At 73.7% G+C, this 12,045-nt stretch carries 12 protein-coding genes and 1 pseudogene; 9 read left to right on the top strand and 4 right to left on the bottom strand.

All coding sequences use genetic code 11. From position 1 onward, the window contains the following. Positions 1–79 precede the first annotated feature (79 nt). Complete coding sequence (locus ACIQ1J_RS17580; RefSeq protein WP_403557546.1) at positions 80–2,164, top strand: SpoIIE family protein phosphatase; 2,085 nt, start codon at positions 80–82, stop codon at positions 2,162–2,164. Positions 2,165–2,366: 202 nt separating this feature from the next. On the opposite strand, the gene ACIQ1J_RS17575 is transcribed toward ACIQ1J_RS17580, so the two are convergent. Further along, on the bottom strand, positions 2,367–3,179 hold the full coding sequence (locus ACIQ1J_RS17575; RefSeq protein WP_403557545.1) for a putative protein N(5)-glutamine methyltransferase: 813 nt from the start codon (positions 3,177–3,179) through the stop codon (positions 2,367–2,369). A 172-nt stretch (positions 3,180–3,351) separates the two neighbouring features. Beyond that, positions 3,352–4,416 (bottom strand): hypothetical protein, encoded by a 1,065-nt coding sequence (locus ACIQ1J_RS17570; protein WP_403557544.1) that lies wholly within the window; start codon positions 4,414–4,416, stop codon positions 3,352–3,354. Positions 4,417–4,518: 102 nt separating this feature from the next. On the opposite strand from ACIQ1J_RS17570, the gene ACIQ1J_RS17565 reads away from it, so the two are divergent. The 7 genes and pseudogenes from ACIQ1J_RS17565 (at position 4,519) to ACIQ1J_RS17535 (ending at position 10,077) form a co-directional block, all read left to right on the top strand. After that, positions 4,519–5,010 carry a MarR family winged helix-turn-helix transcriptional regulator gene (locus tag ACIQ1J_RS17565; RefSeq protein ID WP_403557543.1) on the top strand — a complete coding sequence of 164 codons (492 nt, stop codon included), beginning with the start codon at positions 4,519–4,521 and terminating at the stop codon, positions 5,008–5,010. Between the two features lie 94 nt (positions 5,011–5,104). Next, entirely contained in the window at positions 5,105–5,710 is a 606-nt protein-coding gene (locus ACIQ1J_RS17560) for a sulfite oxidase-like oxidoreductase (protein WP_403557542.1), read from the top strand. Further along, positions 5,703–6,479, top strand: coding sequence for a ferredoxin reductase (locus tag ACIQ1J_RS17555; RefSeq protein WP_307852090.1), 777 nt, complete (start codon positions 5,703–5,705; stop codon positions 6,477–6,479). Before ACIQ1J_RS17560 ends, ACIQ1J_RS17555 begins: the two co-directional genes overlap by 8 nt. A gap of 333 nt (positions 6,480–6,812) precedes the next feature. Next, positions 6,813–7,397 (top strand): hypothetical protein, encoded by a 585-nt coding sequence (locus tag ACIQ1J_RS17550; protein ID WP_403557541.1) that lies wholly within the window; start codon positions 6,813–6,815, stop codon positions 7,395–7,397. A 192-nt stretch (positions 7,398–7,589) separates the two neighbouring features. Continuing rightward, positions 7,590–8,558, top strand: a complete 969-nt coding sequence (locus ACIQ1J_RS17545; RefSeq protein WP_403557540.1) for an acetylxylan esterase — start codon at positions 7,590–7,592, stop codon at positions 8,556–8,558. Positions 8,559–8,686: 128 nt separating this feature from the next. Further along, positions 8,687–9,187: pseudogene (locus ACIQ1J_RS17540) on the top strand (serine hydrolase); the annotation flags it as partial. A gap of 143 nt (positions 9,188–9,330) precedes the next feature. Next, the gene (locus ACIQ1J_RS17535; RefSeq protein ID WP_403557539.1) at positions 9,331–10,077 is read left to right on the top strand and encodes a GntR family transcriptional regulator; all 747 of its coding nucleotides are present in this window, start codon (positions 9,331–9,333) and stop codon (positions 10,075–10,077) included. 18 nt (positions 10,078–10,095) lie between these two features. On the opposite strand, the gene ACIQ1J_RS17530 is transcribed toward ACIQ1J_RS17535, so the two are convergent. Together ACIQ1J_RS17530 and ACIQ1J_RS17525 are read right to left on the bottom strand one after the other, a co-directional pair. Then, positions 10,096–10,821 carry a class I SAM-dependent methyltransferase gene (locus tag ACIQ1J_RS17530; protein ID WP_403557538.1) on the bottom strand — a complete coding sequence of 242 codons (726 nt, stop codon included), beginning with the start codon at positions 10,819–10,821 and terminating at the stop codon, positions 10,096–10,098. A gap of 4 nt (positions 10,822–10,825) precedes the next feature. Beyond that, positions 10,826–11,413 carry a PadR family transcriptional regulator gene (locus tag ACIQ1J_RS17525; protein WP_403557537.1) on the bottom strand — a complete coding sequence of 196 codons (588 nt, stop codon included), beginning with the start codon at positions 11,411–11,413 and terminating at the stop codon, positions 10,826–10,828. Between the two features lie 78 nt (positions 11,414–11,491). Here ACIQ1J_RS17525 and ACIQ1J_RS17520 point away from each other — a divergent pair, with 78 nt between their 5' ends. Then, complete coding sequence (locus ACIQ1J_RS17520) at positions 11,492–11,902, top strand: nuclear transport factor 2 family protein (protein ID WP_403557536.1); 411 nt, start codon at positions 11,492–11,494, stop codon at positions 11,900–11,902. Positions 11,903–12,045 lie beyond the last annotated feature (143 nt).

Raw genomic sequence — 12,045 nt, 5'->3', positions numbered from 1 at the left:
TGGGCGGTGGAACGCGGTAGAACAAAGGAGTCGGCATCAAAAGGGCGTGCCGCGTGGAACGGCGAAGGCGGGGCGTGGGATGAGTGCAGCCGGGTCTGCCGGATTCGGGGGCGACGCGTCGCCGCGCGGACCGGTGCGGCCCAGCGGGCTGCTCGACGTGCTGAACGTGGCCTCGGTCGTACTGAACGCCGAGGGCCGGATCGTGCTGTGGAGCCCGCAGGCCGAGGAGCTGTTCGGATACACCGCACCGGAGGCGCTGGGGCAGTACGCCGCCCGCATCATGGTCCACGAACGCCATCTCGACCTGGTCGTGAAGCTGTTCGCCGACGTCGTGAAGACCGGCCGGAGCTGGGCCGGGGCGTTCCCCATCCGCCGCAAGGACGGCGGCACCCGATTGGTGGAGTTCCGCAACATGCGTCTCCTGGACGACCGGGGGGACGTCTACGCGCTGGGACTCGCCGTCGACCGGTCCACCGTGCGCCGACTGGAGCACGACGTGGCGCTGTCCACGCGGGTGATCAGGCAGTCCCCGATCGGGCTGGCCGTCCTCGACACCGATCTGAGGTACGTCTCGGTCAACCCGTCCCTGGAGAACATGAACGGCATGACCGCCGAGGAGCACCTCGGCCGGACGGTCCGCGAGGTGCTGCCCCTGGTGGACGCGGCTCCCCTGGAGGTGGCGGCGCGCCGGGTGCTCGAGACCGGACGGCCGATCGTCGGCCAGCCCGCGACCGGGCGGACCCCCGCCGACCCGGACGAGGAGCACACCTGGTCGCTGTCGCTGTACCGGCTGGAGGACGCCGCCGGTGCCGTACTCGGCGTCGCCGTGTCGGTCGTGGACGTCACCGAGCAGCACCGGGCGGGCGTCGAGGCGGAGGCCGCGCGGCGCCGGCTGGCCGTCGTCGCGGACGCCTCCGCGCGGATCGGCACCACCCTGGAGCTGGACCGAACGGCGCACGAGCTGGCCGACGTGGCCGTGCCGGAGCTCGCCGACATCGCGGCCGTGGATCTGCTGGAGGCCGTGGTGAAGGGCCGGCGCAGCACCCTGGGCCCGGCCGAGCCCGCGGTGATCCGGGCCCTGGCCGTGCAGGCGAACGACGCCCCGGACGCGCTGCGGGCGGCCGACCCGCCCGGCCAGGTCGCCCGGTACGGGCCGGAGCGCCTGGTCACCGAGTGCGTGCGCACGGCCCGGCCGGTGCTGGTGGAGCGGGTGACGGAGGAGGACCTGCCGCGCATCGCCCGTTCACCGGAGGCGGCCGGGCTGCTGCGCCGGGCGGGTGTGCACTCCTACCTGGCCGTTCCGCTGATCGCGCGGGGCGAGGTGCTGGGCGCCCTGGACCTCAAACGCACCGGCAACCCGCTGCCGTTCGGCGAGGACGACCTGCTGCTGGCCCGGGAGCTGGCCGTCCGCGCGGCGGTGCAGATCGACAACGCCCGCTGGTACCAGAACGCCCGCGACACCGCCCTCACCCTCCAGCGCAGCCTGCTGCCGAGCCATCCTCCGGTGACGGGCGGACTGGAGGTCGCCTCCCGCTACCAGCCCGCCGAGGCGACCAGCGAGGTCGGCGGCGACTGGTTCGACGTGATCGAGCTCGAGGACTGCAAGACCGCGCTCGTGGTGGGCGACGTGATGGGCAGCGGCATCGCGGCGGCGGCCTCCATGGGGAGGCTGCGTACCGCGACGAACACCCTGGCCGCCCTCGACCTCGACCCGGCGTTCCTGCTCGGACACCTCGACCGGACCACGGCCGGCCTGGACCAGGCCATCGCCACCTGCCTCTACGCGGTCCACGACCCGCACCGGCGGCAGTGCCTGATCGCCAACGCCGGGCACCTGCCGCCGGTACGCCTGCGCGCCGGCCGTCCGCCGGAACTGCTGGACCTGCCCACCGGGGTACCGCTGGGCGTGGGCGGCGTCGCCTTCTCCACCACCACCGTCGATCTGGAGCCGGGCGACCGGCTGGTGTTCTACACCGACGGTCTCGTCGAGACGCGCCGGCATCCGCTGGACGAGCGGCTGGACGCGCTCCTCGCCCTGCTGGAGGGCCCGGACCGCCCGCTGGAGGAGGTCTGCGACCTGCTCCTGCGCACGCTGCACGAGCCGGAGAACTCCGACGACGTGGCCCTGCTGATCGCCCGGGCCACGCCGCCGGACGGACCCTAGCCAGGGCCTGCCGTTCGGAACACGCCGGCGTCGCGGGGCGTGGCACGTGCATCCGCGGCGTTGTCGTGGGTTGCCGGGGCTCCGCCCCGTCGCCCTCCTCCGCCTTGCAGCCGCACGCACCACGCCGCACGGGTGGGCTGAAAGGCCCAGTCGCTCTCAGCCTGCCTGATCCGCACGACAGATCCTGGCGGGGACCGCGCCGCTACTCCCTGACGCCGATCACCACATGGGCGTACAGCTCGTCGCAGACCGCGAGGCGGGTCGTCAGGCCGGCGCGGGCGAAGGCGCCGACGGCCGCCGGTGCCTGGCGTTCGCTCGTCTCAACCAGCAGGCAGCCGCCGGGCGCGAGCCAGCGGGGCGCCTCGGCCGCGACCCTGCGCAGCACCTCGAGGCCGTCGGTGCCGCCGTCGAGGGCGACCCGCGGCTCGTGCTCCCGCGCCTCGGCGGGCAGCAGGCCGACCTCGCCGGTGGGCACGTAGGGGACGTTGGCCGCGAGTATGTCCACCCGGCCGCGCAGCGCCGCGGGCAGCGCGTCGAACAGGTCACCGGCGTACACCCGGCCCCCGGCGTCCGCGAGGTTGCCGCGGGCGCAGCGCACGGCGGCCGGGTCGACGTCGGCGGCGTGCACCTCGGGCCGGTCCAGTGCGGCGGCCAGGGCGGCACCGACGGCGCCGGAGCCGCAGCACAGGTCCACGACGACGGCCGCGTCCGGCGCGTGCGCGAGAGCCTCGGCCACCAGGAACTCGGTACGGCGGCGGGGCACGAAGACACCAGGGGCGACGGCGACGCGCAGGCCGCGGAACTCGGCCCAGCCGAGGACGAGTTCGAGGGGCACTCCGGTGACGCGGCGGTCCACCAGGGCGGCGAGTTCCCCGGCGGTGCGGGCGGCGCCCAGGATCAGCTCCGCCTCGTCCTCGGCGAAGACGCAGCCCGCGGCGCGCAGCACGGCCACGACGGAGTCGGGCGACGGGACGGAGGAGGAGGGAAACGAAGGGGCGGAGAACAGCTGAGGCATGGAAGCCGAGAGCCTTTCGAGAACCGAAGGGCGCTCTCACGGTCACCCGTTGGCGGGGACCGCACTGCCGTGAGGTGAGAGCACCCGGGCCGACACAGCGGTAATGGGTCTCACCTCCCAGGCGTCCGGCGGCCGGGACTGTCCTCGGCCGCCGGTCACACTACCCCAGTGATCAGACGCCGACGGTCTCCTCGGCCTCTTCGTCCGCCTCCTCCGCCGCGGGCACCGCCTTCCGCTCGTGCGGCCTCGCGTGCCTGGCAGGCGTGGCCGACGCGGGCACCGTACCGCCCCGCTCACGGAGGCCTGCGACGGCCGTCACCAGGAGGCCGAGCAGCAGCCAGGCGACCAGTGCCCACACACTGCGGCCCAGTCCGTCGCCGTCGAAGTACAGCAGGCTGCGGGCGCCCTCGACGAACCCGGCGCCGTTCCAGAAGGCGTGCAGGGTGCCGAAGAGGCCGTTCTGCAGTTCGGGGCGGAACAGGCCGCCCGAGGTGGTGAAGTTCAGCATCACGAACAGCACCATCATGGCGAGTGTGGTCCACCGCTTGAGGAAGGTGTGCAGGCCCACGCCGACGAACAGGATGCCCGCCGCGTAGAGCCAGGCCAGGCCCCACACGCCGGCGAGGTCGTGGTGGGCGAGGTGGAACACCGGTCCGGCGAGCAGGGCGCCGATCCCGCTGACGACGACGGAGACGCCGAGGGTGAGCAGGGCCCGGACGCGCATGGACAGGGCGGCTCCGGCGGCGCCGAGGGCGGCCACGGAGGCGTAGGAGCCGATGCTGACCGCGATCAGCAGGAAGAACAGGCCCTGGCCGGTGGGGTCGTCGTCGACCGGGGTGGCCACGTCGGTCACCTTCAGCGGGACGCCCTGCCGCTCGGCGAGCGGGGTGAAGACCTTCTCCGCCGCCATGGCGCCCATGTCGGACGCGGCGGTGGCCACCACGACCTCGGGCGCCTTGTCGCCGGGCACGTAGGCGCCGGTGATGTCGCGGGCCTTCAGCAGGTCGACGGCGTCGGCGCGGGTGGCGACGGTCCGTACGTCGAGACCGTCGCCGGCCTTGTCCTTGACCGACTGGGCGAGCACCTTCGCCTCGGGGCCGGAGCCGACGACGGCGACCGGCAGGTGGTTCGGCTCGGGGGTGACGAACGCCCCCATGTACGCGAGTCCCATCCCGATGCACATCAGCAGCGGGGTGATCAGATGCGTGAGCACGTGGCGCAGGGCGTGCGACCTCATCGCTCACCTCCTCCAGCGACTGGTTCGGCGGCGGCAGGTAGTTGGCTTATACAACTCCCTCTTCAAGTTGTACTATACAACTAGCAATGGGAAGGAGGACGTGTGACGACGGCCGAGATACCCGATGAGACGACCGTCACCCCCGGTGGCCGCCCGGCGGAGGCCGTGGAGACCATCCAGCGGGAGATGACGGCCTTCGCCCGCCGCGCCCGCGCCTCGGCGGGCCGCATGCACCCCGAGCTGTCGCTGGTCTCGTACACGCTGCTCGGTCATCTGGAGGAGCGGGACGGCTGCCGGGCCACCGACCTGGCCGCCCACTACGCCCTGGACAAGTCCACCGTCAGCCGCCAGGTGTCCGCCCTGGAGCGCACCGGACTCGTCGAGCGGCGCGTCGACCCGGACGACCACCGCGTCCAGGTCCTGCATCTGACGGCGGCCGGACGGCACATACTGGCCCAGGTCACCGAGAGCCGCCGGACGGCCTTCCGGGAGCGGCTCGCGGACTGGCCCGAGGAGGACCTGGTCCGCTTCGCCGCGTATCTGGAGCGGTACAACGCGTGGCAGGAGGCCGCACCCGGCGAGGACCAGGACTGAGGTCCGTCCCCGAGAGCACGTACGGTTGACCGCGTACGCACTGATCACGCCGGCCGCGGGCATCCCCTCGCGGCGGCCCGAAAGGCCCCACCGCATGAACACCACCCGAGGCTTCACCGGGCGCCCGCGCGCCGCCCGGCCGGGACTGCCGCCCGGCCAGTACGACGCCGGTGACGACTGGCCCGTGCTGTCCGCCGAGGTCACGCCCGACATATCGCCCGCCGACTGGACCTTCCGCGTGAGCGGGCTGGTGGCCGGGCCCCGCACCTGGGACTGGACCGGGGCGCACCGGCTGCCGGCGTCGGCGTACTCGGGTGACATCCACTGCGTGACCGGCTGGTCGAAGTTCGGGGTGCGCTTCGGGGGCGTGTCCCTGGACGCCTTCCTGGAGGCGGCGCGCCCGCTGCCGTCCGCCACGCACGCCGTCGCCTACGCGCACACCGGGTACACCGCGAACCTGCCGCTCGCGGACCTGACCGGCGGGCGCGCCTGGCTCGTGTGGGAGTACGACGGTCAGCCGCTCGTCCCCGAGCACGGCGGCCCGGCGCGGCTGGTGGTGCCGCACCTGTACTTCTGGAAGAGCGTCAAGTGGATAGCGGGCCTTGAGCTCCTGGACCACGACGAACCGGGCTTCTGGGAACAGAACGGCTACCACCCGCGCGGCAACCCCTGGGAGGAGCAGCGGTACTCCGGTGACTGAGACAGCGACGCACACGGCAGGGTCCTTCACTCCCCCGACGCGGTTCGCCGTGCCCGGACGCATCGAGGTGGACGGCCCGGCGGCCGGGACGTGGCAGACCGCCACCCTCACGGAGGTCCGCCGCGAGACGCACCGCGCGTCCACCTTCCGGTTCGCCGTACCCGGCTGGGCGGGCCATCTGCCCGGCCAGCACCTGATGCTGCGGCTGACCGCCGAGGACGGGTACGTGGCCCAGCGCCACTACTCGCTGGCGTCCGCGCCGGACGACTCCGGGCACATCGAGCTGACCCTCGACCACGTCGAGGACGGCGAGGTGTCCGGCTGGTTCCACACGGTCGCCCGGCCCGGCGACCGGATCGAGGTGCGCGGCCCGCTGAGCGGCTTCTTCGCCTGGCCGGGCGACCGGCCCGCCCTGCTGCTGGGCGCGGGCTCCGGCGTGGTACCGCTGATGTCGATGGTGCGGCACCACCGGGCGCTGGGACTGACGGTGCCGCTGCGGCTGCTGGTGTCCGCGCGCACTCCCGGGGAACTCATCTACGCCCGCGAACTCGGCGCGGAGACGACGCCCGTGTTCACCCGCGGCGCGCCGGCCGGGACGCCCGTGGGCCGGATGACGACCGCGCACCTGGCACCGCTCCTGGCCGAGGCACCCGCCGACGGCTGGGAGGCCTACGTGTGCGGCTCCAACTCCTTCGCGGAGCACGCCTCGCGGCTGCTGGTCGCGGCCGGTCAGCCGGTGGACCGGATCAGGATCGAACGCTTCGGCTGACCCACGGCCGGGCCTCGGTGGACGGCGCCCCACGCCCCACGCCCCGCCCCACGCCCCGCCCCGCCCCACTGACGGACACCCCTCGGCTTCCGAACCCCCGGGGCCGCACCGGCCGCGCCCGGGTTTCCCTCATGCGCCGCTGGGCACCTGACCGCGGTGCGGAGCAGCCGTCCGGCGCCGCGGGGTGGGCGACACGGTGAGCGAGGCGCGCCGAACGGGGTACCAGGTTCGTGCGGGCACTCGCACGCGTGGCGCGACTCGGAGACACGGCGGCCCCCACTCTCGTTCGGCCGTCGCACGGCCTCCGGTCGCTGTGGTCGCGAGGAGGTCGACATGCGAACCCGGGTGCGCGGCCGGCGTATGCGGCGCAATCCGCTGCGGCGCCGGTCGGACGTCGTCGAGGCGTGGACCGTGCTGGTCGTCGCGGTCCTGCTGGTCGTGGGGGCACCGCTACTCGGAGCCGCCGCGGCCTGGTGGGGTCACGGTCAGGCCCAGGCGGTCGCGGCGGAGCAGCGCGCGGAGCGGCACCGCGTCCGCGCCGAGGTGGCCGGCCGGACTCCCGACACGCTGCCGTCGGTGCAGGCCGGCGGGCAGCACTCGTACCGCGCGACCGTCCGCTGGAGCACGCCGGACGGTACCGACCGGAGCACTACGGCCCGTGTCCCGGCCGGCACCGGGCACGGTGACGCGGTCGACGTGTGGCTGGACTCCCGGGGCAAGAGCGTGCCGCCGCCGACGGACGGTTCCGCGGTCTGGCAGCACAGCGTCACGATCGGCGTGTGCACCACCATGGGGTCGGCGCTCGCGGTGCTCCTCGCTCACTGCGCCGTACGCAAGGTGGCCCTCCGGCACCGGATGGCCGAGTGGGACCGCGACTGGGCCCTCACCGAGCCCCAGTGGACACACCGCCGGGCCTGACGCGACGCCGGTGACCCGACCACCTGGCCCCGTCACCAGGACCCGCCATCGTCCTGATCGGCGTTCGATCCGTCGAACCGCAGGTCAGGACGGCGGACTGCCCGCCCACCATCTGGCGAGTCCTCCGACCACTCACGTACGGTGTGATCATCCGTACGGTCCGGCACTGTCTCCCCGCAAAGGCGGTTCTCGATGGCCCTGTTCGACCTTCCGCTCGAAGAACTCCGCGCCTACCGCAGCGCGTCGGCCGAGCCCGAGGACTTCGACGCGTTCTGGAGCAAGACGCTCGACGAAGCCCGCGCGCACGATCTGGACGCCCGCTTCGAACCGGTCGACACGGGACTGTCCACGGTGCGGGTGCACGACGTGACGTTCGCCGGGTTCGGCGGTCACCCGGTGAAGGGCTGGCTGATCCTGCCGGCCGCGGCAGAGGAACCGCTGCCGCTGATAGTGGAGTTCGTCGGGTACGGCGGCGGGCGCGGGCTGCCGCACGAGCACCTGCTGTGGGCGTCCACCGGCCGGGCGCACTTCGTGATGGACACCCGCGGCCAGGGCAGCGCCTGGGGCGGCGGTGGCGGGACGGCGGACCCCATCGGCGGCACACCCGCGTACCCGGGCTTCATGACCCGCGGCCTGGACGCCCCCGAGAACTACTACTACCGCCGCGTCTTCACCGACGCCGTGCGCGCGGTCGAGGCGGCCCGCTCCCACCCGCTCACCGACCCCGCACGCACGGTCGCCCTCGGCGGCAGTCAGGGCGGCGGCATCACGATCGCCGTGGGCGGCCTGGTGCCGGACCTCACGGCCGTCGCGCCGGACGTGCCGTTCCTCAGCGACTTCCCGCGCGCGACCAGGCTCACCGACCGGCCCCCCTACCGGGAGATCGGCCTGTACCTCAAGACGCACCGCGGCCGCACCGAGGACGCGCTGCGCACGCTGTCCTACTTCGACGGCGTGCACTTCGCGGCGCGCGGCCGGGCCCCCGCCCTGTTCTCGGCGGCCCTGGAGGACCAGACCTGCCCGCCGTCGACCGTCTTCGCGGCGTTCAACGCCTGGGCGCACGAGGACAAGGCGATCGAGGTGTACGACTTCAACGACCACGAGGGCGGCGGACCCTTCCAGGAGGCGGCCAAGCTGCGCTGGCTGCGCTCGTACCTCTGAGTCCGCGCGTTCCGGCCACGGCCGGGTCGGCGGACTTTCGTCCGGTCCGACCAGTCGGTGTGTTCATGGAGCCGGTCCGCACCGCCGCGGCCCGGCTCCGGGCGTACGGCGGAGGGCGGCCCCATGGCGAGCGGGCCGCGGTCTTCGCCCGGTTGGCGCCCGCGGCCGTGGCGGCGCTCACCAGTCCCCCGATCGGCGTCACGGAGGCCAACACCGCCGCGTGGCGGGCCGCCGAGATACCGGCGGCGAACGGACACGGCACCGCGCGGGCGGTCGCCGCGCTGTACGGGCTCCTCGCGGGCCGGGGCTCGTACGCCGGCCACCGCGCGCTGTCCCGGGAAGCCGCCGAGCGGGTGCGCGAGGGGCAGGGTGCCTGCCGCGACCTCGTCCTCGGCGCCGGCTTCGCGCACGAGACCGAAGCCGGGCCGGGGCTGTGGCTCAGCGGCCCCCATGGCTCCTACGGTCCCGATCCGCGGGCTTTCGGACACGACGGCTTCGGTGGCTCCTGCGGCCTGGCGGACCCGGACGCCGGGGTGTCGCTGGGCTGCGTCATGAACCGCACGGGACCGCACATCGCCGACGACCCGCGGAAGACGGCACTGGTGGAGGCCCTGTACGGCGCCTTGTGAGGGGGTGACGGACGGTCGACGCGCAGGTGAGGTTTCGGCCGAACCGGCGGACAGCTCTTCCCGGTTGGTTTAGACCAATGATAGTTCTGGTGGCGCACCGAGCCCGCGCGGCTACCGCACGTCACCAAACAGGAGGGCGCGGCATGGTCCGCACCACCACCCCGCACGACCACCCGCTCACCGACGCACAGCCCCTCTACCGGCGGGTGGCCGTACAGCTGCTCGGCGAGCTGCGCGACGGGACCGTCCCACCGGGCGCACGACTGCCGGGCGAACGCCGACTGGCCGAGCACTTCGGGGTGAGCCGGGAGACCGTGCGGCAGGCCCTGGAGGTGCTGCGCCGGGACGGCCTGCTCGCCACCGACCGGCGGGGCAGCCACGCCGCCCTGCCCGGCCCACCGGCGCAGAGCCCGGCGTCCCTCACCTTCCCGGTCGGCGCCCGGACCGCGGAGCCGTCCACCGGCGACCGGGCGACCGTCACCTGGGAGGTGCCCTCGCCGGAGCACGCCGCGGCACTGGGGCTGGCGCCGGACCGGCCGACCCTGGTGCACCGCTACCTGTCCGCGACCGCCGACGGAACCGGCCGGCGGACCGCGGTGACCTCGTTCTCCGCCGTGGCGCTCGCCGAGGTCGAGGAGCTGGCCCGGTACCGCGACCGCGCCGACGGCACCGCGTCGGCGCACCTGCGGCGGGCCTACGACTGGATGCGCCGCGCGGGACTGACCCTCCATCACCGCGACACGATCAGCCGCCTCGCGGACACGCCGTCGGTGCGGGTCGTGCGGCGGGTGCACGACCAGTACGCACGGCCCCTGGAGATCACGGACCTCCTCGTGGACTCCCGACAGGACGCGCTGGTCTACGAGTTCACCCTGCCGGCGGCCGGGTGACCCCGCCCGCGCCCGCCGTCAGGGCAGCCGCCGGGCCACGACCATCCGGACCCGCGGGCTGCCGTCGGGCCGGCGCCCGAACTCACGCAGGGCGTGCAGGTCCGTCCGGAAGCCGGCGCGCGCCAGTTCCCGGCCCACGTCCCCGAGCCGGAACGTCCGGTAGTACATGACGAACGGCGGCCGCCACAGCGCGTTGCGCGCCCGCATCACGGCGTCGAAGCCGAGCAGCGTCCAGTAGCCGCGGGAGCCGGGGCGGGGCGGCGCGACCACGGGGAAGGCGAAGCAGCCGCCCGGGCGCAGTACGGAGCGCACCTGAACGAACAGGCCCGGCAGTTCACGGGGCAGGAAGTGGCCGAACGCACCGAAGCTGACCACGAGGTCGAACTCGGGACCGAACGGCAGGGCGCGGGCGTCCGCGCGCACCCAGGAGAGAGCCGGCCCCTCACGCACGACGCGCCCCCGCGCGACCTCCAGCATGCCCGCACTGAAGTCGACCCCCGTCACGCGCTCCCGGCACACCCGGGCCAGTACGTCCACTCCCGCGCCGGTACCGCAGCACAGGTCGAGTCCGGCGCCGAACGGCCCCATCGGCGCCAGCGCCGAGGCCACGGCGTCGAGCACCCGGCCCGGCGTCCGGTACGGGGTGTGCTCGAACTTCGGGGCGAGCAGGTCGTAGCCGCGCTCGACCGACGACAGTGCCTGGACGGTGAGTTCGCGCAGGGTGGGGCCTTCGGGGCTGAACATCCGGTCAGCCTAGAGGCTGCCCGGCGGGCCCGGTGGGGGCGCGCCGCTCCCGCAGCACCGTGAGGACGCGCTCGCACCAGCGGGCGTTCTCGCGCTCGAAGGTGATCCCGGCCAGCAGGGTGAGGTAGGGGCCGACGCGGTCGGAGTCGCGCAGGTGCTCCTCCTCCTCGCGGCCGTCCAGGAGGCGCTCACGGACGCGTTCGTAGCGGGCGAGTTTCCCCAGGGCCCAGGACCTGCGCTCCTCCACCAGCTCGCGGACCCGATCCGGGTCCACGCCGTCCATGGCCTGCATCTTGATCAGGAACTCGTCGCGGATGGCGGTGGGGCGCCGGGTCGGCTCGGCGGCGAAGGCGCTCAGCTGCTCCCGGCCGGCCTCCGTGAGCGAGAACAGCCGCTTGGTGGGCCTGCGTTCCTGCGGCACCGTCCGCGCCTCGATGAGCCCGTCGCCCGCGAGGCGCTCCAGTTCCCGGTAGAGCTGTTGCGGCGTGGCGGGCCAGAAGTTGGCGAGCGAGACGTCGAACACCTTGGACAGCTCGTAGCCCGAGGCCTCGCCCTCCAGCAGGGCGGCCAGGACGGCGTACTTGAGAGACATGTCGACACGCTAGCAAGCGGAGGCTAGCCTACTCCGCACCTATTCAAATAGTTCAGTACTTCTCACCGAGGAGATACGATGCAGGCATTCCGCGCGGCGGTCGAGGCCCACGACCTCGGCGCCGTCGAGGCACTGCTGGCCGAGGACGTCGTCTTCACCAGCCCCGTCGTGTTCAAGCCCTACCACGGCAAGGCGATCACGGCCGCGATCCTGCGCGGCGTCACCCGCGTCTTCGAGGACTTCCGCTACGAACGCGTCATCGGCGAGGCCGACGGCCCCGACCACGCCCTGGTCTTCACGGCGCGGGTCGGCGACCGCGAGATCAGCGGCTGCGACTTCCTGCACCTCGACGAGTCCGGCCGTATCGACGAACTCACGGTGATGGTGCGCCCGCTGTCGGGTGCGCAGGCACTCCAGGCCGCGATGGGCGCGCAGTTCGACCGGATCGCCCAGGAAGCGCAGGAGGCTCAGGGGCGTTCGGGCGTCTGAGCCCGGCCCGGCACATGCGGAAGACGGAATGGAACGCCGTTCCGGCCTTGTTGAACCCGGGGGTGGGACGCAGTGAACGTCCCACCCCACGGCCGCTCGTCCACTTGCCGTGGTAGGCTGCGTCCAGCACTCGCGTACGCCCT

Origin of the sequence: Streptomyces sp. NPDC097107 (genome assembly GCF_044762405.1) — a bacterium.
Classification (GTDB): Bacteria; Actinomycetota; Actinomycetes; order Streptomycetales; family Streptomycetaceae; genus Streptomyces; species Streptomyces thinghirensis.
The sequence above is the reverse complement of the archived record's forward strand: the minus strand, read 5'-3'. Positions and strand labels throughout refer to the sequence as shown.

Excerpts from the sequence above, each read along its gene's own strand:
- ACIQ1J_RS17580 (WP_403557546.1), top strand. The coding sequence starts at position 80 with ATGAGTGCAGCCGGGTCTGCCGGATTCGGGGGCGACGCGTCGCCGCGC.
- ACIQ1J_RS17575 (WP_403557545.1), bottom strand. The coding sequence starts at position 3,179 with ATGCCTCAGCTGTTCTCCGCCCCTTCGTTTCCCTCCTCCTCCGTCCCG.
- ACIQ1J_RS17570 (WP_403557544.1), bottom strand. The coding sequence starts at position 4,416 with ATGAGGTCGCACGCCCTGCGCCACGTGCTCACGCATCTGATCACCCCG.
- ACIQ1J_RS17560 (WP_403557542.1), top strand. The coding sequence starts at position 5,105 with ATGAACACCACCCGAGGCTTCACCGGGCGCCCGCGCGCCGCCCGGCCG.
- ACIQ1J_RS17550 (WP_403557541.1), top strand. The coding sequence starts at position 6,813 with ATGCGAACCCGGGTGCGCGGCCGGCGTATGCGGCGCAATCCGCTGCGG.
- ACIQ1J_RS17545 (WP_403557540.1), top strand. The coding sequence starts at position 7,590 with ATGGCCCTGTTCGACCTTCCGCTCGAAGAACTCCGCGCCTACCGCAGC.
- ACIQ1J_RS17535 (WP_403557539.1), top strand. The coding sequence starts at position 9,331 with ATGGTCCGCACCACCACCCCGCACGACCACCCGCTCACCGACGCACAG.
- ACIQ1J_RS17530 (WP_403557538.1), bottom strand. The coding sequence starts at position 10,821 with ATGTTCAGCCCCGAAGGCCCCACCCTGCGCGAACTCACCGTCCAGGCA.
- ACIQ1J_RS17525 (WP_403557537.1), bottom strand. The coding sequence starts at position 11,413 with ATGTCTCTCAAGTACGCCGTCCTGGCCGCCCTGCTGGAGGGCGAGGCC.
- ACIQ1J_RS17520 (WP_403557536.1), top strand. The coding sequence starts at position 11,492 with ATGCAGGCATTCCGCGCGGCGGTCGAGGCCCACGACCTCGGCGCCGTC.